Genomic DNA, 21,911 nt, shown 5'->3' with positions numbered 1-21,911 from the left:
TGGCTGGGCCGTGGCGATCATCCCTGTCCCCTACGGTTCTTCCCTGAGGCTGAAATAAAAAAAGGCAGACTCACAGAGTCTGCCTAACAGGGAGCGTAGAGAAGCCGACAAGACTTCCCAGGGGCACTCCGTGGAGAAACTTGCAACGAAGCGGACTAGCAAACACCGCCTTACTCGCAGTACATGTCCAGCTTGGTGTAGCTGATGGACTTCACCTGACCCTGGGAATCACGGTAGGTCATCTCGGTCGGCACCAGTTCGCAGCGCGCGTGGGGCGCTTCCTGGATGGCGATCACCTCGGCGACATCCAGATTCATGCCGTAGGTGTACTGGGTCGCCTGCACGTCGTTGCCAGCCGAAGCCTCGGCGGCGAAGGCCCCGGTGGAGGCCAGCATGACGGTCAGGAACAGGGCTTTGGATTTCATGAGCAACTCGACCTCTTGGGTGGAAAGCAGCGCCCGACTGCTGGTTCGCTCTCGGGCATGGACGTATTGTCCGCCTGGCACCGGGAGGGAAAAATGCTCAAGTTGAGAAGCCTGTTTTACGTGAGGCGCAACAATCCACGCCCCCTTATCCGGCCACCACAAAAAACCCCCGCCGGCTCACGCCGACGGGGGTTTTGCACTACGGACCGCTCAGCGCATTACAGCTTGCTGCTGCGCTCGTAACGCTTGCGGTCGTTCTCGTTCAGGTACTTCTTGCGCAGGCGGATCGACTTCGGGGTCACTTCGACCAGTTCGTCGTCGTCGATGAACTCCAGAGCCTGTTCCAGGGTGAAGCGGATCGGCGGAACCAGGGCGATGGTTTCGTCCTTGCCGGAAGCGCGCATGTTGTCGAGCTTCTTGCCCTTGGTGGGGTTGATCACCAGGTCGTTGTCGCGGCTGTTGATGCCGGCCAGCTGGCCTTCGTAGATCTCGTCGCCCGGGGCGAGGAACAGCTTGCCGCGGTCCTGCAGGGTTTCCAGCGAGTAGGTCAGCGCCTTGCCGGTGGCCATGGAGACCAGCACGCCGTTCTGGCGGTGAGCAACTTCACCAGCCTTGACCGGGCCGTAGTGGCTGAAGGTGCTGGTCAGGATGCCGCTGCCCGAGGTCATGGTCAGGAAGTTGTTGCGGAAGCCGATCAGGCCGCGCGCCGGTACGGTGTACTCGAGACGGATACGACCCTTGCCATCCGGCACCATGTTGGTCAGATCGCCCTTGCGCAGGCCCATCTGCTCCATCACCGGACCCTGGTGCTGCTCTTCGATGTCGATGGTGACGTTCTCGAAGGGCTCCTGCTTCTCGCCGTCGACTTCCTTGATGATCACTTCCGGGCGGCCTACGGCCAGCTCGAAGCCTTCGCGACGCATGGTCTCGATCAGCACCGACAGGTGCAGTTCGCCACGGCCGGAGACCTTGAACTTGTCGGCATCGTCACCCTGGACGACGCGCAGGGCGACGTTGTGCAGCAGTTCCTTCTCCAGACGCTCCTTGATGTTGCGGCTGGTGACGAACTTGCCTTCCTTGCCGCAGAACGGCGAGTCGTTGACCTGGAAGGTCATGCTCACGGTCGGCTCGTCGACGGACAGCGGCGGCAGGGCCTCGACGGCGGTCGGGTCGCACAGGGTGTCGGAGATGTACAGCTCGTCCATGCCGCTGACGCAGACGATGTCGCCGGCCTGGGCTTCGGCGACTTCGACGCGCTGCAGGCCGGAGTGACCCATGATCTTCAGGACACGACCGTTGCGCTTCTTGCCGTCGGCGCCGACCGCCACCACCGGGGTGTTGGTCTTGACCTTGCCGCGGGCGATGCGGCCGATGCCGATCACGCCGAGGAAGCTGTTGTAGTCCAGCTGGGAGATCTGCATTTGGAACGCGCCGTCGACGTCCACCTCGGGCGCCGGCACATGGTCGATGACCGCCTGGAACAGCGCGTCCATGTTGTCGTCCATCTTCTCGTGGTCCATGCCGGCGATGCCGTTCAGGGCACTGGCGTAGACGATCGGGAAGTCAAGCTGCTCGTCGGTGGCGCCGAGGTTGTCGAACAGGTCGAAGATCTGGTCGACCACCCAGTCCGGACGCGCGCCCGGACGGTCGATCTTGTTGATGACCACGATCGGACGCAGGCCGGCCTTGAACGCCTTCTGGGTCACGAAGCGGGTCTGCGGCATCGGGCCGTCCTGGGCGTCGACCACCAGCAGCACGGAGTCGACCATGCTCATCACGCGCTCGACTTCGCCACCGAAGTCGGCGTGGCCGGGGGTGTCGACGATGTTGATGTCGTAGCCGTTCCACTTCAGCGCGGTGTTCTTCGCCAGAATGGTGATGCCGCGCTCTTTTTCCTGGTCGTTGGAGTCCATCACGCGCTCGCTTTCCGCTTCTTTGCGGTCCAGGGTGCCGGACAGGCGCAGCAGCTTGTCTACCAGGGTGGTCTTGCCATGGTCGACGTGGGCGATGATGGCGATATTGCGCAGATTTTCGATCACTTGTGGGTCTTCTCGGTAGATAACGCTGGAATTCGGATGCCGGAGGGGATTATCCCCGACTGCCGGCGACAACTTGATTAACGCGACAGCCGGCAGTCGGGAGGGCGGTGACGGATACTGCCGCCCAGCAGGCCCGGCTGTTTAAGCCGGACGATAAACGCGCACATTGGCATACCCCTCGTTGAGCAGGTGGTGGGCATGCAGGCGGCTCATCACACCCTTGTCGCAGTACAGCAGGTACTGGCGATTGGCATCCAGTTCCTTGAAACGGTTGTTGATCGCATAGAACGGCAGGGCCTGCACCTCGATGCCGGGCAGCAGCAGCGGGGCGTCCTCGGCGGCATCCGGGTGGCGGATGTCGAGGACGATCTGCCCGGACAGGGCCTCGCGCACCTCTTCGACCTGGATATCCTCGCCCAGTTCGTCGATCACCTTGTCGATGGTCACCTTGCGCACGCGCTCGAGGGCGCGTTCGAGGATGGCCATGTCGAAGTGCTTCTCTTCATGCTCGACGCGCCCGCGCTTGGCGCGGGTGGTCGGGTTGACCGAGATCACCCCGCAGTATTCGGGCATGTTCTTGGCGAACTCGGCGGTGCCGATCGCCGTCGCGGTGTCGATGATGTCCTGCTTGTGGGCGGCGATCAGCGGACGCAGCACCAGGGTGTCGGTCACCGCGTCGATCACCGACAGGTTGGGCAGAGTCTGGCTGGACACCTGGGAGATCGCCTCGCCGGTGACCAGCGCGTCGATGTGCAGCTCCTCGGCCAGACGGCTGGCGGCGCGCAGCATCATGCGCTTGAGCACCACGCCCATGTGGCTGTTGTCGACCTTGTCGAGGATCTCGCCGACCACTTCCTCGAACGGCACGCTGATGAACAGCACGCGGTGCGAGCGACCGAACTTCTCCCACAGGTAGTGGGCGACTTCCATCACCCCCAGCTCGTGGGCGCGCCCGCCGAGGTTGAAGAAGCAGAAGTGGGTGAGCAGGCCGCGGCGCATCATCTGGTAGGAGGCCACGGTGGAGTCGAAGCCGCCGGACATCAGCACCAGGGTCTGCTCGATGGAGCCGAGCGGGTAGCCGCCCATGCCGTCGTGCTGGGCATGGATGATGTACAGGCGGTCGTAGCGCGCCTCGAAGCGCACCTCGACCTCGGGGTTCTTCAGATCGATGCCGGCGGCACCGCACTCGCGGCGCAGGCGGCTGCCGACGTAGGTGGCCAGCTCGACCGAGGAAAACGTGTGGGTGCCGGAGCGCTTGCAGCGCACGGCGAAGATCTTGCCGGCCAGTTGCGCACCAAAATGGGTCTTGCACTTGTCGAGGACGTCGTCGAAGTCGCCCAGCGGGTACTCGTGCACCTCGAGGAAGTGGGCGATGCCCGGCGTGCAGCGCAGGCGCTCGAGCATCTCGCCCAGCACATGCGGATCGCTGAGCGCGGTCTGCAGCTCGATGTTGTCCCACTCACCGGCAACCTCCAGCGCGGGATCGAGGTCCCGGAGCACGGTGCGGATGTTCTTGCCGAGCTGGCGGATGAACTGCTTGCGCACCGGCCGGCTCTTGATGGTGATTTCCGCGAAGGGTTTGACGATGAGTTTCATGGGCGAACAGGCAAGGGCGACAGCTGGAAAAAAGACGGGCGCGGATTATAGCGGAAATTGCTCAAGCTTTGAGCAGAAATCCGCAAGATGCCTTCCTGCACCAAAATGTTTCACTGCGACACTTGAAAGCACGACCTTGGTGCACGATCCTTTCCCAATTCTTGGGCGACGCACGGAAAAGCCGCATTTTCCGCGCCTAGCGCCTGTACGCGAGGCATGGCACGCAACTTGCTTTTGCAATCGGGTCAAATTTTCCGGCGGGCCTGGTGCCCGAAGAAAAACCGAATAGCGGGCGCCCCCATCGCCCACATCTACACCCTGGAGGACAGCATGTCGAAGGCGCTTGAACTGATTCAACAACACGACGCGAAGTGGATTGACCTGCGCTTCACCGACCCGAAGGGCCGTCAGCACCACATCACCATGCCGGCACGCGACGCCGACGATGACTTCTTCGAAGTGGGCAAGATGTTCGATGGTTCCTCCATCGATGGCTGGAAGGGCATCGAAGCCTCCGACATGATCCTGCTGCCGGACGACAGCAGCGCCGTGATGGACCCGTTCACCGAAGAGCCGACCCTGATCCTGGTCTGCGACGTGATCGAGCCGTCCACCATGCAGGGCTACGAGCGCGACCCGCGCGCCATCGCCAAGCGTGCCGAGGAATACCTGAAGACCACCGGTATCGGTGACACCGTGTTCGCCGGTCCGGAGCCGGAGTTCTTCATCTTCGATTCCGTGAAGTTCAAGTCGGACATGTCCGGCTCGATGTTCAAGATCTTCTCCGAGCAGGCTGCCTGGAACAGCGACGCCGACGTCGACGGCCGCCAGGGCAACAATGGCCACCGCATCGCGGTCAAGGGCGGCTACCTGCCGACCCCGCCGAGCGATCCGGACCACGAAATCCGCACCGCCATGTGCAACGCTCTGGAAGAGATGGGCCAGGTCGTCGAAGTGCACCACCACGAAGTGGCCGGCGGTCAGAACGAAATCGGCGTGCGCTTCAACACCCTGGTCGCCAAGGCCGACGAAGTGCAGACCCTGAAGTACTGCGTGCACAACGTCGCCGAAGCCTACGGCAAGACCGCCACATTCATGCCGAAGCCGCTGTACGGTGACAACGGTTCGGGCATGCACGTGCACATGTCCATCGCCAAAGACGGCAAGAACACCTTCGCCGGCGAAGGCTATGCCGGCCTGTCCGACACCGCCCTGTACTTCATCGGCGGCATCATCAAGCACGGCAAGGCGCTGAACGCCCTGACCAACCCGTCGACCAACTCCTACAAGCGTCTGGTCCCGGGCTTCGAGGCTCCGGTCATGCTGGCCTACTCGGCCCGCAACCGCTCCGCGTCCATCCGCATCCCGTACGTGGCCAGCCCGAAAGGCCGCCGCATCGAGGCGCGCTTCCCGGATCCGGCTGCCAACCCGTACCTGGCCTTCGCTGCCCTGCTGATGGCCGGCCTGGACGGCATCCAGAACAAGATCCACCCCGGCGATGCCGCCGACAAGAACCTGTACGACCTGCCGCCGGAAGAAGCTGCCAACATCCCGCAGGTTTGCGGCAGCCTGAAGGAAGCCCTGGAAGCCCTGGAAGCCGACCACGAGTTCCTGCTCAAGGGCGGCGTGTTCACCAAGGACTTCCTCGACTCCTACATCGAGCTGAAGGCCGCCGAGGAAATCAAGGTGCGCACCTTCGTGCACCCGCTGGAATACGACCTGTACTACAGCTGCTAAGCCAGTCGCCGGGCTGCACAAGCCCGGCCCTGCAACGTTGTCGCAAAGGCCTCCTTCGGGAGGCCTTTGCGTTTTTCGTGTCGCAAATACCCCACGAGTGCGCCCGGCCGCACAGCCCGCCGCGCCAGTACTTGCCAGCGCAATGCCGCGATGCAACGCTTGCCCCATCGTCGCCTCATACCGGAAGGACTCTCCGATGCGCCCGATCCACGCCTGCCTGCTGCTCGCCCTGGCCCTGCCTGCCAGCGCCGAGATCTATCGCTACACCGACGAACGCGGCAATCCGGTCTACACCAACCAGCCGCCGCAGGGCGTTGCCACGGAGAGCGTGCAGCTGGGACCGACCAATACGGTCGCCGCGCCAACGCCCGCGAACAGCGGCGCGCCAAGCCAGGACGAAGCCGGCCCCGACAGCTACAGCCGCCTGGAGATCACCGGGGTGCCGGATGACGACGCCACCCTGCGCGCCAATGCCGGCAACTTCACCGTCGGCGTCAGCCTGGAGCCGAGCCTGCAGGCGGACGACCTGCTGCAGGTGCTGCTGGACGGCCAGCCCCTGACCCCGCCCGGCACGCAGACCAGCTTCCAGCTCGGCCAGGTCGACCGCGGCACCCACAGCCTGCAGGCGGTGATCCTGCGCGACGGCAAGCCGCTACAGAGCAGCGCCACCGTCAGCTTCACCCTGCAGCGCGTGCACACCAAGAGCCCGGCCTTCCCCCGCCCGCAACCGCTACCGGCCAACTGACCCCATGCGCGCCCTGCTCTGCCTCCTCCTGCTGACCTGCCTGCCGGCCTTCGCCGGCGTGTATACCTACCTGGATGCCGAGGGCAACCGGGTATTCACCGACAAGCCGCGCAGCGCCAATGCCGAACGCATCGAGCTGGCGCCGACCAACAGCACCAGCCTGCCCGCGCCGCCACCCGACGCGCCACCGGCCCTGCCCGCCGCCCTGCTGCCGGCCTACCAGCTGCTGCGCATCACCCTGCCAGAGCCGGACACGACCATCCGCGACAACAGCGGCGGCCTGATCGTCACCCTGGAGAGCGACCCCGGCCTGCTCGAGGGGCACAGCTACCGCCTGCTGCTGGACGGCCAGGTGCACGGAGCGCCGGCGCGCAGCCCGGTGTTCGCCCTAGACAACCTCGACCGCGGCACCCACCAGCTGGCCGCGGAGATCGTCGACGCAGAAGGCCGCATCATCGAGCGCACGCCGAGCCAGCCGTTCCACCTCAAGCGCACCACCCTGGCCGACAAGCGCCGGGTCAACCCCTGCCAGCGCGGCGACTACGGCGTGCGGCCCGAATGCCCGCTGGCCGACAAGCCGGCCGAGCCGCGGCGCTTCCTCGGCGTGCCCCTGCCCTGAGCACTACGCACCATCATGGTGCGCCGGCATGCTCCACGACCTATACTGACCCACGCCGGGCAGGTAACCCGCCCCCGCCGCGGCGCCCTGTCGCGCGCCGCGGCACGCCCTGCCGAGCCCGTCAGCACGGGACGGCAGGCCTTGTGCGACGGGCCTTCGCGCGCACCACCGGTGCACCCGCCGGGCGCCGCGACCATGCACAAAAAAGCGGCAGACGCATGCCCACATCTGTACCGCCAGTCGCTGGCGCGTTTTTTGCAGAATTGGTGCACTCACAGGAGCGCATGCTTGCCATGGCCTACGACTCACTGCAGCGCCTGCTGCTCGACAATCTCACCACCGCCGTGCTTCTGCTCAATGCCGAACTGCGCCTGGAATACATGAACCCGGCCGCCGAGATGCTGCTGGGCGTCAGCGGCCAACGCAGCCAGGGCCAGTTCATCAGCGAGCTGTGCAACGAGAGCCCGGACGGCCTGCCGGCCCTGCGCCAGGCGGTGGCCAGCGGCCACCCGTTCACCAAGCGCGAGGCCCAGCTGATCACCGCCAGCGGCCAGCAGCTGGCGGTGGACTACGCCGCCACGCCGATTCCCGGCCTGAGCAGCTTCCTGCTGCTGCTCGAGCTGCACCCGCGCGACCGCCTGCTGCGCATCACCAAGGAAGAGGCCCAGCTGGCCAAGCAGGAAACCACCCGCCTGCTGGTGCGCGGCCTGGCCCACGAGATCAAGAACCCACTCGGCGGCATCCGCGGCGCGGCGCAATTGCTGGCGCGCGAGCTACCCAACGAGGGCCTCAAGGATTACACCAACGTGATCATCGAGGAGGCCGACCGCCTGCGTAACCTGGTCGACCGCATGCTCGGCTCCAACAAGCTGCTGCAGCTGGCGCCGACCAACATCCACGAGGTGCTCGAACGGGTGTGCAGCCTGGTCGAGGCGGAGACCCAGGGCAAGCTGGCCCTGGAGCGCGACTACGACCCGAGCATTCCCGAGCTGCTGGTCGATCGCGAGCAGCTGATCCAGGCGCTGCTCAACATCGTGCGCAATGCCATGCAGGCGATCGCCGAGCAGAAGCATCCGACGCAGCCCGGACGCATCCTCCTGCGCACCCGCACCCTGCGCCAGTTCACCATCGGCCACCAGCGCCACCGCCTGGTGTGCCGGATCGAGGTGATCGACAACGGCCCGGGCATCGACCCGGCGCTGCAGGACACCCTCTTCTACCCCATGGTCAGTGGCCGCGCCGACGGTACCGGCCTGGGCCTGGCCATCGCACAGAACATCCTCAACCAGCATCAGGGTCTGATCGAGTGCGAGAGCCAGCCCGGCCGCACGGTCTTCTCGCTGTTTCTGCCGCTTGAACAAGGAGCATCAACCCCATGAACCGACCGGAAACCGTCTGGATCGTCGACGATGACCGCTCGATCCGCTGGGTCCTGGAAAAGGCCCTGCAACAGGCTGGTCTGCCCAGCCAGAGCTTCGACAGCGCCGACAGCCTTCTCAACCGCCTGAGCCTCGAGCAACCGAGCGTGATCCTCTCCGACATCCGCATGCCGGGTTCCAGCGGTCTCGACCTGCTGGCGCGCATCCGCGAGTTGTATCCGCGCCTGCCAGTGATAATCATGACCGCCCATTCCGACCTGGAAAGCGCGGTGGCCTCCTACCAGGGCGGCGCCTTCGAATACCTGCCCAAGCCGTTCGACGTCGACGAGGCGGTGTCGCTGGTCAAGCGCGCCACCCTGCACGCCCGCGAGCAGCAGGCGCTGGCCACCCCCGAGGAGCAGGCCGCGACGCCGGAGATCATCGGCGAGGCGGCGGCGATGCAGGAGGTGTTCCGCGCCATCGGCCGCCTCAGCCACTCCAACATCACCGTGCTGATCAACGGCGAGTCCGGTACCGGCAAGGAACTGGTGGCGCACGCCCTGCACCGCCACAGCCCGCGCGCCAACGCGCCGTTCATCGCCCTGAACATGGCGGCGATCCCCAAGGACCTGATGGAGTCCGAGCTGTTCGGCCACGAGAAGGGTGCCTTCACCGGCGCCGCCGCGCAGCGCCGCGGCCGCTTCGAGCAGGCCGACGGCGGCACCCTGTTCCTCGACGAGATCGGCGACATGCCGGCCGACACCCAGACCCGCCTGCTGCGCGTACTGGCCGACGGCGAGTTCTACCGGGTCGGCGGCCATACCCCGGTAAAGGTCAACGTGCGGATCATCGCCGCCACCCACCAGAACCTGGAAACCCTGGTGCGCGCCGGCAAGTTCCGCGAGGACCTGTTCCACCGCCTCAACGTGATCCGCATCCACATCCCGCGCCTGGCCGACCGCCGCGAGGACATCCCGGCGCTGGCCCGCCACTTCCTCGCCCGCGCCGCCCAGGAACTGGCGGTGGAACCCAAGCTGCTCAAGCCGCAGACCGAGGAGTACCTGCAGAACCTGCCGTGGCCGGGCAACGTGCGCCAGCTGGAGAACACCTGCCGCTGGATCACGGTGATGGCCTCCGGACGCGAGGTGCACATCGACGACCTGCCGCCGGAGCTGCTGCAGCAGCCGCAGGAAGCGCAGGGCGGCGGCAGCTGGGAACAGGGCCTGCGCCTGTGGGCCGAGCAGGCGCTGACCCGCGGGCAGAGCGACCTGCTCGGCAGCGCCCTGCCGGTGTTCGAGCGGGTGATGATCGAGAGCGCGCTCAAGCACACCGCCGGCCGCCGCCGCGACGCCGCGCAGCTGCTCGGCTGGGGCCGCAACACCCTGACCCGCAAGATCAAGGAACTGGACATGGCGGTTGAGGGCAGCGACGAGGACGAGAACCTGTAAACCCCGCCGCGCAGACAAAAAAAACCCCGGCAGGCGCAGGGCCAGCCGGGGCAAGGATTGGCGGGAAATCAGCCGGGGCTACCGAGCTGACACCTTCGCCTACGGGTCGCACCCCCGATTCGTTCAGCGCCCGGCCTGCTCCTGCAGGTCGTCGCGCACTTGTTCACGCAGCACCCGGCGCCGGGTCAGCAGCCAGACACAGAACAGCAGCAGCACGCCACCCTCGAGCGCCAGGGTCAGCGGCGCGCCGATGCGCGCGGCCAGCAGCCCGGCGAGCAGCCCGCCGATGGCATCGAAGCCGAAGCGGGTCGAGGTGAAGAACGACACCACGCGGCCACGCAACTGCTCCGGAGCCAGGCTCTGCAGCAGCATATTGACGCCGACGTTGCCCACCGAGATGGCGAAGCCGAGCACCGCCATGGCCACCAGCGCCAGCGCCACCGTGGTGCTCGCGGCGAAGGCCAGCAGCGCCGCAGCACCGAGCACCGCGCCGACCAGCACGATGCCCACCAGTCCGGGCAGCGCCTGGCGGGTGGCCAGATACAGGGTGGAGAGGAACGCCCCGCAGCCGGCGGCGCCCCACAGCCAGCCGAGGGTCTGCGCATCGCCGCCGAAGATGTCGCGGGCGAACACCGGCAGCAGCACCGCGTAGCTGGAGGCGGTCAGGTTGACCATCGCCAGGGTGAGGATCAGCAGGCGGATCGGCTGGTTCCCCCAGACATAGGCCAGCCCCTCGCGGAACACCGTGCCGGTCGAGCCCTTGGCCCGCTGCGGCGCCTCGATGCGGATCAGCAGCAGGCCGATCAACAGGGCGAGGAACGACAGGCCGTTGAGGGCGAAGCACAGCGCCTCGCTGGTCAGCGCCAGCAACAGGCCGGCCAGCGGCGGGCCGATGAAGCGCCCGGAGTTGAACAGCATGGCGTTGAGCGCCAGCGCGTTGGGCAGATCGTCGCGGTGACCGACGAAGCTGCCGATCAGTGACTGGCGCAGCGGGGTGTCGAAGGCGTTGAGCACGCCGAGCAGCAGCGACATGGCGACGATCAGCGCCGGCCCGATCCACTCCAGCGCGGTCAGCGCCGCCAGGGCCAGGGCCTGCAGGGCGAGCAGGCCCTGGACGATGATCAGCAGGCGGCGCTTGTCGTGGCGGTCGGTCCAGGCGCCGGCCAGCGGGCCGACGATCAGCTGCGGCAGCAGGGCGGCGAAGGTGGTCACGCCGAGCAGCGCCACCGAGCCGGTGAGGCGGTAGATCAGCCAGGACAAGGCGACCTGCTGGATCCAGCTGCCGAGGATCGACACCGCCTGACCGGCGAAATACAGCCGGAAGTTGGCGAACTGCAGCGCGCGGACGGCGGCGGGCCACTGGCGATCGACGGAAGGATTCACGGCGCCTCCTGTGGCGGGCGGGCCACGTCTGGCTGCATCGGGGAATTGGAACGCCGCCGCCTCGGAATGGATCGGGCACCCGCAGGTGCCGGGCGACAGCATATTCTTAACATCTTAACGTTCTGCCGGCGAACGCGCCAGTCCTGGCCGGCTCGGCAGCCCTTGCCCGGACTGCCAGCCCCCAGCGCCGGCGTACAGGACCCGCCACTCTCTCGGCGCGAGCGCAGCGCACTCGGCTCCCCGGCGATTACACTTGCCTGCATTCCGGACAACGTTGTCGAACAAGAGCGCATACATGACCGCATCTCCCACCGGCTGGCTGCCCTCCCCCGCCCTCCTCACCCTTCTCGACACCCTCGGCGAAGACGACTTCCTCGATCGCTTCCTCGACTGGGTCAACGAGGCGCTGGGCGCGGAGCAGTGCATGCTGTTCTTCTGCGCCGCGGACAAGGCCGTCTCCACCCTGCTCTACAAGGACTTCTCCAAGGACGAGTCCGCCCGCGCCCTCGCCCACGCCTACATCAGCGAGCGCCGCTACATGCAGGACCCCAACTTCGCCCTGCTCAAGGAGTGCCCGCCGGGCCAACTGCACGTGCTGCACCTGGACCACTGCGGCCCGGAAATGGGTCCCAACTACCGGCGCCACTTCTTCGACGAGCCCGGTTTCAAGGACAAGCTGTCGATCATCCGCGGCCACGAGGCGGGCAACTACTACCTCAATCTGTACCGCCGCACGGGCAGCTTCAGCGAGGTGTTCGGCCACCCGGAGGAGGAATCCGCCGCCGCGCGGCTGCTCAGCAGCCTGCTGGTCAAGCACTACCTGATCAACCAGAAGATGCTTGCCCAGGGACCGCTGGCCTTCCTCTCGCACCGCGAGCAGCAGGTCTGCCAGGCGGTGCTGCAGGGCAAGAAGAACGAGATCATCGCCGACGAACTCGGCGTCACGCTCAACAGCGTGGTCACCTACCGCAAGCGCGCCTACGAGAAACTGGGCATTTCCAGCCGCGCGCAGCTGTTCGCCCTCTGTCAGTGAGCTGTCCCCAATTTCAGGTGACAGGCCGCTGCGCTCGATTCTCTTAACCTGAGCTCCTCAGTAGTAGCGATCCCCACTACAAGAATCGAGAGAGCGTGCCCATGAAACCCGAAAGCCACATCAAGCAAGCCGGTCGCCCGTTCAATGGCGAGGAATTCCTCGCCAGCCTGCGCGACGGCCGCGAGGTCTACTATGCCGGCGAGCGCGTCGAGGACGTGACCACCCACCCGGCGTTCCGCAACTCGGCGCAGACCGTGGCCTCTCTCTACGACGCCCTGCATGCTCCGGAGACCAAGGACAAGCTGTGCTGGGCGACCGACACCGGCAACGGCGGCTACACCCACAAGTTCTTCCGCTACGCCCGCTCCCGCGAGGAGATGCTCGAGCAGCGCGACGCCATCGCCGAATGGGCGCGCATGAGCTACGGCTGGATGGGCCGCACCGCCGACTACAAGGCCGCCTTCGGCGACACCCTGGGCGCCAACCCGGAGTTCTACGGGCGCTTCGAAGGCAACGCGAAGACCTGGTACAAGCGCATCCAGGAAAACTGCCTGTACCTGAACCACGCCATCGTCAACCCGCCGATCGACCGCAACAAGCCGAGCGACACGGTCAAGGACATCTACGTCCACGTCACCCGCGAGACCGCCGAGGGCATCTACGTCAACGGCGCCAAGGTGGTGGCCACCAACTCCGCGCTGACCCACTACAACTTCATCGGCCAGACCGCCGCGCAGGAAATCGGCGACGATCCGGACTTCGCCCTGCTGTTCATCACCCCGATGAACGCCAAGGGGGTCAAGCTGATCTCCCGCGTGTCCTACGAGAAGAACGCCACCGACAGCGCCTCGCCGTTCGACTACCCGCTGTCCTCGCGCTTCGACGAGAACGACGCGATCCTGATCCTGGAAAACGTGTTCATCCCGTGGGAAGACGTGCTGATCTACAAGGACAAGCAGAAGCTGATGCAGTGGGGCTTCGCTGCCGGTTTCGGCCGTCTGTACCCGCTGCAGGCCTGCACCCGCTTCGCGGTCAAGCTGGACTTCCTCGCCGGCCTGCTCGAGCAGGTACTGGAGTGCACCGGTGCGGTCGAGTTCCGCGGCGTGGCCGCCGACCTGGGTGAAGTGGTGGCCTGGCGCAACCTGTTCTGGTCGATCACCGACCACATGTGCCTGGCTGCCGACGAGTGGAAGAACGGTGCCTACTTGCCGCCGGTGGAGTCGGCGTTCAACTACCGCACCTTCGCGCCGATGGCCTACGACAAGATCTTCCACATCGTGAAGACCACCGCGGCCAGCGGCCTGATCTACCTGCCGGGCAGCAACGTCGACCTGCAGAACCCGGAGCTCGACGCCGCCCTGGCCCGCTACTGCCGCGGCTCCGGCGACATCAAGCACACCGACCGGATCAAGATCATGAAGCTGATGTGGGATGCGGTCGGCACCGAGTTCGGCGGTCGCCACCACCTGTACGAGCTGAACTACGCCGGCACCGCCGACGCCATCCGCATCCAGTGCCTGGGCAGCGCCCGCGCCACCGGCGAGATGGCCAAGATGCGCGCCCTGTCGCAGAAGTGCATGAGCGAGTACGACGTGAACGGCTGGACCATCCCCGGCCTGAAGTAATACTTACCCCGCACAGCAAGAAGCCGGCCCTTGGGCCGGCTTCTTGCGTTTTGGCGGCGCGAAAGCGGCGGATGCGGGGCGAGCCTGGTGCGCGGCAAGGCGGACTCCCCGGAACGCCAAAAGGCCGCTGAAAGCAGCGGCCTTTTGGCGCATCTTGCCAGCGCCGCGAGCGGCGCGTGACTCAGGCGGCGCGCTCGACGCGACGGAACGCGCGGCTGAAGTACACCAGGCTGTCGCCCTCGTCGCGCACGTGGATGTCGTCCAGCTCCACCAGCAGTACCGAGTGGGTGCCGATTTCCTGGGTCTCGACGATGCGCCCCTGCAGGTTGGCCAGGGCGCCGTCCAGCACCGGCAGGCCTTCGCTGCCGGTGGTCCAGGGATCGAGGGCGAAGCGCTCGTCCATGGCCACCCCGGTCATCCCGGCGAAGTGCTTGGCGGCCTCTTCCTGCGCACCGGACAGCACGTTGACGCACAGGCGGCCGTTGCTCTTGAACACCGCGTTCATCGCGCTGTTGCGGTTGACGCAGACCATCAGGGTCGGCGGAGTATCGGTCACCGAGCACACCGCGGTGGCGGTGATGCCGCAGCGGCCGGCTTCGCCGTCGGTGGTGATGATGTTCACCGCCGCGCTCATGTGCGCCATGGCGTTACGGAAGGCGAGCTGCTTGGGATCGAGCTGCTGGGACATGTTTGCTACTCCTGGCGCAAGGTGGAAGGCCCGGGACGGATCCCGCGGCCGGCGGCATCGCTGGCGGATGCTGTCGAATGCGTGGCTGCCGCAGTGCTAGGCAGATGACGATGACCAGATCATGAACATCGCAATGAAATTGCAGAATACCTTTTCCGCACTTTGACTTGCACTTTACATGAAATAAACCACCTCGGCAGCGCACCGCAGGCAAGCACCTGCACGCGAAAAAAGCCCGCCTTCAAGGGTTTATCCGTCTTTCCAGGGGGCTGCAGACCTTCTCAGCAGCCATTGGCCGAGAAGCCGCTTGGACTTTTGCCGACATGGGCGCAGCTCTCGCAGGTCGGCCTCTCGGTCCGCTGCAGCGGTGGGCTTGAATCGCTGCGCCGGCACCGCTAGAGTGGCAACCATGAATCTGTTAACGAATTCCCGCGCCCGCTATTACGCCTACCGCACCTCACCGAGGCGGTAGGCGTGTGCGCCACCCGATCCGCCTGAGGCGGACCGGGTCGATCCCAAAGTCTCCTCAGGCGTTTCGCCTTCCCGCCTGGAGACTGCAATGCCCCATCCTGATACCGACCTGCTGGCCCTGCTCGAAGAGCGTGGCTTCATCCACCAGAGCACCGACGCCGACGGCCTGCGCGCCGCCCTGGCCGCTGGCCCGCTGACCGCCTACCTCGGCTTCGATGCCACCGCCGACAGTCTGCACGTCGGCCACCTGCAGGGCCTGATGCTGATGCGCTGGCTGCAGAAGTCCGGGCACCGGCCGCTGCTGTTGATCGGCGGGGCCACCACGCGCATCGGCGACCCGAGCTTCCGCGACAGCAGCCGGCCGGTGCTCGACGAGGCGACCATCGCCGCCAACATCGCCGGCATCGAGAGCGCCTTCCGGCGCTACCTGCATCTGGGCGACGGCGCGCAGGACGCCGCCGTGGTGAACAACGCCGACTGGCTGGACGGCCTCGGCTACCTCGACTTTCTCAACCTGGTCGGCCGCCATTTCAGCGTCAACCGCCTGCTCACCTACGACGCCATCCGCAGCCGCCTGGAGCATTCGCTGTCGTTCCTCGAGTTCGGCTACACCCTGCTGCAAGCCTACGACTTCACCGAGCTGGCGCGCCGCCACGGCTGCACCCTGCAGGTCGGCGGCGCCGATCAGTGGGCCAACATCATCAACGGCGTCGAGCTGTCGCGCCGCCAGGACGGCCCGCAGCTGTACGGCCTGACCATGCCGCTGCTGGCCACCAGCGACGGCCGCAAGATGGGCAAGTCGGCGCAGGGCGCGGTGTGGCTGAACGCCGAGCGCCTGGCGCCGTTCGACTTCTGGCAGTTCTGGCGCAACTGCGACGACCGCGACGTCGGCCGCTTCCTCGCCCTGTTCAGCGAGCTGCCGATGGACGAGGTGCGCCGCCTCGGCGCCCTGCAGGGCGCCGAACTCAACGAGGCGAAGATCATCCTGGCCAACGAGGCCACCCGCCTGGCCCACGGCGCGGCAGCCGCCGAGGCGGCGGCCAACGCCGCGCGCGGGGTGTTCGACGGTGCCAGCGCCGCCGAGGGCCTGCCGACCCTGCCGATCAGCCGCGCGCGACTGGCCGCCGGGGTCAGCCTCGCCGAACTGGCGGTGGAAGCGGGCCTGGCCGCCTCGCGCAGCGCCGCGCGCCGCCTGGCCGCCGGCGGCGGCCTGCGCCTGGACGGCGTGGCGGTGAGCGACGCCGACCAGCTGCTGGGCGGCGACGGCAACGAGTGGCGGCTGTCGGCCGGGCGCAAGCAGCATGTGCGTATCGCCGTGGGCGAGTGATCCGGTGGCGCTGGCCTGCACGCTGCCGGCCAGCGCCCTCTGGTCTGCCCCGCACCCCAGGTGCTACTGTCGAAAAAGCCTCCTTTTCCCTGGCAGCCAGGATGCCGGCATCAACACCACGCGGAATACCACCATGCACGCACCAGAGCTTGCTACCGGCCCGAACCCTCTCAACCCCGACGACTTCGACGCCTGGGCCAACGCCCTGAGCACCTCGTGCGGCGCCTTCCATCCGGTCAAATCGCGCGCCTTCGACCGCCACGCCTTCGTCGGCAAGGTGGTTCCGGTCACCGCTCCGGGCTCGTTGTCCACTTCCTACATCACCACCAATTGCGAGCACATCTACCGCCAGCGCAAGGACGCCAGCCGCGACGACCAGGACTTCTTCTACCTGGTGATGCAGCAGCGCGGCCGCTCCAGAATGTGCCAGAACAGCGAAGATGCCGACCTGGGAACGGGCGACCTGATCCTGCTGGACGCCAGCCAGCCCAGCGATTTCTACTACCACGGCATCTCCCAGCAGCTGTCGATCATCCTGCCGCGCCATCTGGTGGACGACGTGTTCCGCCACAAGCCGGTCCGCAGCGGCCAGCGCATCCCCGCCGACCTCAAGGTCAGCCGGATGATCACCCTGCTGGCAGCCTCCGCCCTGTCTCTTGAGAAACCGGAGCGCGAGGAGGAGTTGGCCTTTCTTGAGGCACTGGCCGCCCTGCTCAAGCCGGTCGCCTGCATCACCGAGCTCGGCGACTCCCCGCAGCAGAACCAGCACCTGCTGCGCAAGGCGACGGCCTTCATCGACGCCAGCCTCGATCAGGGGCACATCTCGGCAGTGGCGGTGGCCCGGGAGCTCTGCGTGTCCGAACGCACCCTGTACCGCCTGTTCGCCCAGGCCGGCCTGAGCCTCAGCCGCTACGTCCTCGACCGCCGGCTGGAGCGCTGCGCCATCAGCCTGACCGAGAGCCGTGACGACCGGCCGATCTCGCTGATCGCCGACCGCGCCGGCTTCTCCGACCTGAGCCACTTCTCGCGCACCTTCAAGCAGAAGTACGGCGTCTCGCCGCGCCTCTATCGTCAGCGCCAGCTCGCCGGCGACAGCGACGGCTGATCCGCCATTCACCGCCCGCACTGGCAGATCCGGTCAAGCAAAATGGCCGGATCGTGCAAAACATCCGCTGGCGTTTCTTCCATTCTTGTTCCCTACCACCGGCCTGATTTCGGGCCGGCCGTACCCACGGTTTTGACGGGTGGCGAGGAGAACAACAATGACCAACGCAACCAACAACTCCCGACGGCAGTTCCTCAGGAATGCCGGCGTACTCATGGCGACCAGCGCCCTGGCGGCCAATGCGATCGCCGCCGGCCAGGAACGGGTCGAAAAGGGCCGCAAGGAGCCGCCCAAGCCGGGTGACCACTTCGACGTGATCGTCATCGGCGGCGGCATGGCCGGCCTGACCGCCGCGCGCGACTGCGCCCTGCGCGGCATGAAGACCCTGGTGCTGGAAGCGCGCAACCGTATCGGTGGCCGCACCTTCACCAGCGAGTACGGCGGCAAGCACGTCGAACTGGGCGGCACCTGGATCCACTGGAGCCAGGGCTTCGTCTGGAACGAGGTGACCCGCTACGGCCTGGGCATCACCGAATCCCCCGGCGCCGCCGCCGACACCACCGCCTGGATCACCGACGGCAAGCTCAAGAGTGCCCCGTCCATGGAAATCTGGCCGCAGATCGGCAAGGCCATGGCCGACTACTGCAACGTCGACGAGGCGGGCGGTCGTACGGTATTCCCGCGGCCCTACGAGCCCTTCCTGGCCCGTGACAAGGTCCGCGAATGGGATCGGCTGTCGCTGATGCAGCGCCTGGAGCAGATGAAGATCTCCCGGGAAATGCGCGACCTGCTCAACGTCCAGCTCACCATCAACTGCCACAACGACCCCAGCCAGGGGGCATTCATCGACATGCTGCGCTGGTGGTCGCTGGGCGACTACGACATGTTCCTGATGTTCGACAAGCTCGCCCGCTACAAGATCGCCGAAGGCACCGGCGCGCTGGCGCACGCGATCATCGGTGACGGCGACGCCCAACTTCTGCTGTCCACCCCGGTCAAGGCGGTCGCCACCCAGGGCGGGCGCAGCGTCGTGACCACCGCCAAGGGCGACAGCTACAGCGCCGGTGCGGTGATCTGCGCCGTGCCGCAGAACGTGCTGTCCTCCATCGCCTTCACCCCCGGTCTGTCGGCGCAGAAGGTCAAGGCGGCCCAAGCCGGCCATACCGGCACCGGCTACAAGTGCTACATCCACATCAAGCAGAAGATCGGCAAATGGATCGGCATGGCGCCCTACCCGAGCCCGATCACCCAGATGTGGACCGAGCAGGAGCGCGACGACGGTACCCTGCTGGTCTGCTTCGGCCCGCCCGGTGGGTTGGACCAGAACGACGAGGAGCAGGTCCAGCTGGCGGTCCGCCAGCTGATCCCCGGCGCCGAGGTGGTCGCCGTGTTCGGCTACGAGTGGACGGTCGATCCCTACTCGAAGGGCACCTGGTGCTGGTACCGGCCGGGCATGCTCAGCGACAGCCTGGAGGCGCTGCGCACGGCGGAAGGCCCGATCCACTTCGCCAGCGCCGACAGCGCCAACGGCTGGCGCGGCTTCATCGACGGCGCGATCCAGAGCGGGGTGGAAACCGCCCACAACGTGTTCAAGCAGCTCAACGGGGGCAAGGCATGATCCGCGCAGTCCTACTCTTCGCGGCGCTGTTCGCCGCGGCTTCGCAAGCCCAGGCCGAAGCCAGCCTCGAGCGTGGCCAGACGCTGTTCCAGACCAAGTGCGCGATCTGTCACAACAGCGATGCGGCGGCAGGCCATGCCGTCGGTCCCAACCTGCAGGGCGTGGTCGGTCGCAAGATCGGCTCGGCCGAGGGCTTCGCCTACTCCGCCGCCATGAGCGGCAGTGCCGGCAGCTGGAGCGCCGAGGGGCTGGATGCCTTTCTGACCTCCCCGGCGACCGCGCTTCCGGGCACCACCATGCCCTTCTCCGGCCTGAAGAAGGCCGAAGACCGCCAGTCGCTGATCCTCTTCCTGCAATCGCTGAGCCCCAAGGAGTGACCCGATGAACAAGTTCAACAACATCCTGGCCGGCCTGCTCTTGGCCGCCAGCAGCCAACTGGCGCTGGCCGGCAGCCAGGCTGACCTGACCCAAGCCCTGCGCGAACGCCTCGACGTGGTCGAGACCAAGTGGGGCCAGAAGGATGCCGCTGGCATCGTCGCCGAGACCTATGTGCCGGAAACCGAGATCACCGGCGAGCAGACCCCGACGCTGTATACCGGGACCGCACAGCTCACCGAGCTGGTCGAATCACTGGTCAAGGACAGCAAGAGCGCCGACATCGCCCTCAACCGCGTCACCGCACTGGACAAGGACAGCGCCTACAGCTGGGTGACCTGGACGGTCGTGCCCAACGAAGGCGAGCCGTTCAAGATGAAGAGCCTGTTCGTCTGGAAGCAGACGCCGCAGGGCTGGCGGGTGGTGGCGGACATGTACGCCTCTGGCGAAATCCCGCAATAACCTCCCACCGCACCACTCATCCAGCACATCCCGCGCGACCGACGTCGGCAGGCCATGGCCTGTCGCGACGGCGGCTGCGCGCGGATCGCCAAACGTTCTCCACCACACACAAGAAAGCCCCGGTCGCAGCCCGACCGGATGGGCACCAAGGAGAAGCCTCCATGAGCAAGCCACGCAAGAAACCTCTGGCGCGGGCCATTCGCGCCGCCACCCTGCTCAGCCTGCTGGCCAGCGCCCCCGCCAGCTGGGCCTACGAACTCTACGCCCAGGGCGACAGCCAGCTCAGTGCCGATCTCGAAGCCGCCTTCGGCGTGTTCCACAGCGCCGAGAGCTATGCGCAATCCGGCACCCTGGGAGAAGGCTCGGCCGCCTGGCAGGAGGCCTATTTCAAGTACGGGGTGAGCGGCAGCCAGGGCCTCTCCGCCGCCGGCGACCAGCTCTACGGCAAGCTCAACTGGGTGAGTTCGGCCACCTTCGGCGACGGCGACGCCGCCGGCTGGAGCAACGGCAGCGAACGCACCACCAAGGTCGAGGACGCCTATCTGGGCTGGCGCTCCGGCCAGCGCTTCGCGGCGCTCGGCGAGAACGGCGTGGACCTGTCCTTCGGCCGGCAGAACATCGTCATCGGCGACGGCTTCCTGGTTTCCGGAGATGCCCTCAACCTTGGCGACGAGATCGCCGACGGCATGCTGGATCGCGGCGGCGCCTACTACCTGACCGCGCGCAAGGCGTTCGACCAGACCGCCGTGCTGCGTCTGGGCGGCGAGCAGGGCCTGCGCGGCGACCTGATGTGGCTGAAGTCCGACAACCGCGCCCAGGGCAAGGCCGAGATGGCGGTCGCCACCCTGGAGCAGGTGACCGACAAGGGCACCGTGGGCCTGACCTACCTCGATGTGCTGGATACCGACGAGGAGTTCGACTTCGTCGGCCGCAAGGGCATCAGGACCTACAGCCTGCGCGGCCAGGGCAATGCCGGCGTCGACAACCTGTTCCTCGCCGGTGAATACGCCCATCAGGACCGCCATGGCGACGACGAGAATGCCTGGTATCTGGAGGCCGGCTGGACCTTCGCCGACCTGCCCTGGTCGCCCAGTGTCAACTACCGCTACAGCCGCTTCTCGGAAACCTACGATCCGCTGTTCTACGGCAACGGCCGCGCGCTGGGGACCTGGTTCCAGGGCGAGGTGGCGTCGAACTATGCCGGGCCGTTCAACAACAACACCCAGATCCACCATGTCGGCCTCAAGGCCTCGCCACTGGAGAACCTCAGCGTCGGTGCGCTGCTCTACGACTTCGACACCCTGGATACCGACAACCGCCTCAACCTGGACGGCCGGGAGCTGAATCTATACGCCGAATGGGGCGTCAGCGAGCACCTGTTCGTCATGCCGGTCCTCGGTTTCTACAAGCCGGAAGCGGACGCCAGCAACGGCGGCACCCAGCTTGGCAACGACGACACCAACGTCTATGCCCAACTGATCATGGCCACCATGTTCTGACCATACGCGCCGCCGCACCCCGTTCGGGCGGCGGCGATACTCCAGCAATCCACCCGAGGAGGATTACGACATGGGTATCTTCGACTGGAAGCACTGGCTGGTGATCCTGCTGGTCGTGCTGGTGCTGTTCGGCGGCAAGCGACTCCGGCACATCGGCAGCGATATCGGCGAAGCCATCAAAGGCTTTCGCAAATCGGTGGCGGACGCGGACACACCCGAGCCAGGCGCCCCGGCAGCGCTCGATAGCAATGACAGTAAGCCGTCCCGTCTGGCAAACGCCGTGCGCACCAGCAATCTCGACTGATCCCGGCACCCAGCGCCGCCATGGGAATCCCTGGCGGCGCTGGCATTTCACCCT

General features: G+C 66.4%; 19 protein-coding genes. 14 read left to right on the top strand and 5 right to left on the bottom strand.

All coding sequences use genetic code 11. The features are described from left to right. Nucleotides 1-170: 170 nt before the first annotated feature. From BMZ19_RS03560 to thiI, 3 genes are all read right to left on the bottom strand, one after another. Complete coding sequence (locus tag BMZ19_RS03560; protein ID WP_090306948.1) at nucleotides 171-425, bottom strand: DUF2790 domain-containing protein; 255 nt, start codon at nucleotides 423-425, stop codon at nucleotides 171-173. Nucleotides 426-643: 218 nt separating this feature from the next. Further along, entirely contained in the window at nucleotides 644-2,464 is a 1,821-nt protein-coding gene (typA, locus tag BMZ19_RS03555) for a translational GTPase TypA (RefSeq protein WP_090306945.1), read from the bottom strand. A gap of 141 nt (nucleotides 2,465-2,605) precedes the next feature. Beyond that, on the bottom strand, nucleotides 2,606-4,060 hold the full coding sequence (thiI, locus tag BMZ19_RS03550; protein WP_090306943.1) for a tRNA uracil 4-sulfurtransferase ThiI: 1,455 nt from the start codon (nucleotides 4,058-4,060) through the stop codon (nucleotides 2,606-2,608). A gap of 330 nt (nucleotides 4,061-4,390) precedes the next feature. On the opposite strand from thiI, the gene glnA reads away from it, so the two are divergent. The 5 genes from glnA (at nucleotide 4,391) to ntrC (ending at nucleotide 9,967) form a co-directional block, all read left to right on the top strand. Next, nucleotides 4,391-5,797 (top strand): type I glutamate--ammonia ligase, encoded by a 1,407-nt coding sequence (glnA, locus tag BMZ19_RS03545; protein ID WP_090306941.1) that lies wholly within the window; start codon nucleotides 4,391-4,393, stop codon nucleotides 5,795-5,797. A 196-nt stretch (nucleotides 5,798-5,993) separates the two neighbouring features. After that, nucleotides 5,994-6,542: a DUF4124 domain-containing protein gene (locus BMZ19_RS03540; RefSeq protein ID WP_090306938.1), complete on the top strand. Its 549-nt coding sequence runs from the start codon at nucleotides 5,994-5,996 to the stop codon at nucleotides 6,540-6,542. Between the two features lie 4 nt (nucleotides 6,543-6,546). Next, nucleotides 6,547-7,161 (top strand): DUF4124 domain-containing protein, encoded by a 615-nt coding sequence (locus BMZ19_RS03535; RefSeq protein WP_090306936.1) that lies wholly within the window; start codon nucleotides 6,547-6,549, stop codon nucleotides 7,159-7,161. Nucleotides 7,162-7,454: 293 nt separating this feature from the next. Beyond that, a complete protein-coding gene (gene glnL, locus BMZ19_RS03530) occupies nucleotides 7,455-8,540 on the top strand; it encodes a nitrogen regulation protein NR(II) (protein WP_090306934.1) in 1,086 nt (361 codons plus the stop codon). Continuing rightward, a complete protein-coding gene (gene ntrC, locus BMZ19_RS03525; RefSeq protein ID WP_090306931.1) occupies nucleotides 8,537-9,967 on the top strand; it encodes a nitrogen regulation protein NR(I) in 1,431 nt (476 codons plus the stop codon). Before glnL ends, ntrC begins: the two co-directional genes overlap by 4 nt. A 123-nt stretch (nucleotides 9,968-10,090) precedes the next feature. On the opposite strand, the gene BMZ19_RS03520 is transcribed toward ntrC, so the two are convergent. Beyond that, entirely contained in the window at nucleotides 10,091-11,350 is a 1,260-nt protein-coding gene (locus BMZ19_RS03520; protein WP_244517094.1) for an MFS transporter, read from the bottom strand. Nucleotides 11,351-11,645: 295 nt separating this feature from the next. Here BMZ19_RS03520 and BMZ19_RS03515 point away from each other — a divergent pair, with 295 nt between their 5' ends. Both BMZ19_RS03515 and BMZ19_RS03510 read left to right on the top strand, forming a co-directional pair. Beyond that, on the top strand, nucleotides 11,646-12,383 hold the full coding sequence (locus tag BMZ19_RS03515) for a LuxR C-terminal-related transcriptional regulator (RefSeq protein WP_090306925.1): 738 nt from the start codon (nucleotides 11,646-11,648) through the stop codon (nucleotides 12,381-12,383). A gap of 101 nt (nucleotides 12,384-12,484) precedes the next feature. Beyond that, on the top strand, nucleotides 12,485-14,008 hold the full coding sequence (locus tag BMZ19_RS03510; protein WP_090306921.1) for a 4-hydroxyphenylacetate 3-hydroxylase N-terminal domain-containing protein: 1,524 nt from the start codon (nucleotides 12,485-12,487) through the stop codon (nucleotides 14,006-14,008). A 181-nt stretch (nucleotides 14,009-14,189) separates the two neighbouring features. On the opposite strand, the gene hpaC is transcribed toward BMZ19_RS03510, so the two are convergent. Further along, a complete protein-coding gene (gene hpaC / locus BMZ19_RS03505) occupies nucleotides 14,190-14,696 on the bottom strand; it encodes a 4-hydroxyphenylacetate 3-monooxygenase, reductase component (protein WP_090306919.1) in 507 nt (168 codons plus the stop codon). A gap of 559 nt (nucleotides 14,697-15,255) precedes the next feature. Here hpaC and tyrS point away from each other — a divergent pair. From tyrS to tatA, 7 genes are all read left to right on the top strand, one after another. Beyond that, nucleotides 15,256-16,494: a tyrosine--tRNA ligase gene (gene tyrS, locus BMZ19_RS03500; RefSeq protein ID WP_090306916.1), complete on the top strand. Its 1,239-nt coding sequence runs from the start codon at nucleotides 15,256-15,258 to the stop codon at nucleotides 16,492-16,494. Nucleotides 16,495-16,627: 133 nt separating this feature from the next. After that, complete coding sequence (gene feaR / locus BMZ19_RS03495) at nucleotides 16,628-17,599, top strand: transcriptional regulator FeaR (protein WP_170847695.1); 972 nt, start codon at nucleotides 16,628-16,630, stop codon at nucleotides 17,597-17,599. Between the two features lie 157 nt (nucleotides 17,600-17,756). Then, nucleotides 17,757-19,217 carry a flavin monoamine oxidase family protein gene (locus BMZ19_RS03490; protein ID WP_090306909.1) on the top strand — a complete coding sequence of 487 codons (1,461 nt, stop codon included), beginning with the start codon at nucleotides 17,757-17,759 and terminating at the stop codon, nucleotides 19,215-19,217. Continuing rightward, nucleotides 19,214-19,594 carry a c-type cytochrome gene (locus BMZ19_RS03485; protein ID WP_090306906.1) on the top strand — a complete coding sequence of 127 codons (381 nt, stop codon included), beginning with the start codon at nucleotides 19,214-19,216 and terminating at the stop codon, nucleotides 19,592-19,594. The genes BMZ19_RS03490 and BMZ19_RS03485 overlap by 4 nt, the downstream gene beginning before the upstream one ends. Nucleotides 19,595-19,598: 4 nt before the next feature. After that, complete coding sequence (locus BMZ19_RS03480) at nucleotides 19,599-20,054, top strand: Cif family virulence factor (RefSeq protein ID WP_090306904.1); 456 nt, start codon at nucleotides 19,599-19,601, stop codon at nucleotides 20,052-20,054. Between the two features lie 161 nt (nucleotides 20,055-20,215). Then, complete coding sequence (locus BMZ19_RS03475) at nucleotides 20,216-21,553, top strand: alginate export family protein (protein WP_090306902.1); 1,338 nt, start codon at nucleotides 20,216-20,218, stop codon at nucleotides 21,551-21,553. 70 nt (nucleotides 21,554-21,623) lie between these two features. After that, a complete protein-coding gene (tatA, locus tag BMZ19_RS22865; RefSeq protein ID WP_090306899.1) occupies nucleotides 21,624-21,857 on the top strand; it encodes a twin-arginine translocase TatA/TatE family subunit in 234 nt (77 codons plus the stop codon). The last annotated feature ends 54 nt before the right edge of the window (nucleotides 21,858-21,911 follow it).

This window comes from Pseudomonas linyingensis (assembly GCF_900109175.1).
Classification (GTDB): Bacteria; Pseudomonadota; Gammaproteobacteria; order Pseudomonadales; family Pseudomonadaceae; genus Geopseudomonas; species Geopseudomonas linyingensis.
This window is presented reverse-complemented; position numbering and strand designations above follow the sequence as displayed.

Excerpts from the sequence above, each read along its gene's own strand:
- BMZ19_RS03510 (WP_090306921.1), top strand. The coding sequence starts at position 12,485 with ATGAAACCCGAAAGCCACATCAAGCAAGCCGGTCGCCCGTTCAATGGC.
- BMZ19_RS03490 (WP_090306909.1), top strand. The coding sequence starts at position 17,757 with ATGACCAACGCAACCAACAACTCCCGACGGCAGTTCCTCAGGAATGCC.
- feaR (WP_170847695.1), top strand. The coding sequence starts at position 16,628 with ATGCACGCACCAGAGCTTGCTACCGGCCCGAACCCTCTCAACCCCGAC.
- BMZ19_RS03535 (WP_090306936.1), top strand. The coding sequence starts at position 6,547 with ATGCGCGCCCTGCTCTGCCTCCTCCTGCTGACCTGCCTGCCGGCCTTC.
- tyrS (WP_090306916.1), top strand. The coding sequence starts at position 15,256 with ATGCCCCATCCTGATACCGACCTGCTGGCCCTGCTCGAAGAGCGTGGC.
- hpaC (WP_090306919.1), bottom strand. The coding sequence starts at position 14,696 with ATGTCCCAGCAGCTCGATCCCAAGCAGCTCGCCTTCCGTAACGCCATG.
- BMZ19_RS03515 (WP_090306925.1), top strand. The coding sequence starts at position 11,646 with ATGACCGCATCTCCCACCGGCTGGCTGCCCTCCCCCGCCCTCCTCACC.
- BMZ19_RS03485 (WP_090306906.1), top strand. The coding sequence starts at position 19,214 with ATGATCCGCGCAGTCCTACTCTTCGCGGCGCTGTTCGCCGCGGCTTCG.
- ntrC (WP_090306931.1), top strand. The coding sequence starts at position 8,537 with ATGAACCGACCGGAAACCGTCTGGATCGTCGACGATGACCGCTCGATC.
- tatA (WP_090306899.1), top strand. The coding sequence starts at position 21,624 with ATGGGTATCTTCGACTGGAAGCACTGGCTGGTGATCCTGCTGGTCGTG.
- glnA (WP_090306941.1), top strand. The coding sequence starts at position 4,391 with ATGTCGAAGGCGCTTGAACTGATTCAACAACACGACGCGAAGTGGATT.
- BMZ19_RS03540 (WP_090306938.1), top strand. The coding sequence starts at position 5,994 with ATGCGCCCGATCCACGCCTGCCTGCTGCTCGCCCTGGCCCTGCCTGCC.
- BMZ19_RS03560 (WP_090306948.1), bottom strand. The coding sequence starts at position 425 with ATGAAATCCAAAGCCCTGTTCCTGACCGTCATGCTGGCCTCCACCGGG.
- glnL (WP_090306934.1), top strand. The coding sequence starts at position 7,455 with ATGGCCTACGACTCACTGCAGCGCCTGCTGCTCGACAATCTCACCACC.
- thiI (WP_090306943.1), bottom strand. The coding sequence starts at position 4,060 with ATGAAACTCATCGTCAAACCCTTCGCGGAAATCACCATCAAGAGCCGG.
- BMZ19_RS03480 (WP_090306904.1), top strand. The coding sequence starts at position 19,599 with ATGAACAAGTTCAACAACATCCTGGCCGGCCTGCTCTTGGCCGCCAGC.
- BMZ19_RS03475 (WP_090306902.1), top strand. The coding sequence starts at position 20,216 with ATGAGCAAGCCACGCAAGAAACCTCTGGCGCGGGCCATTCGCGCCGCC.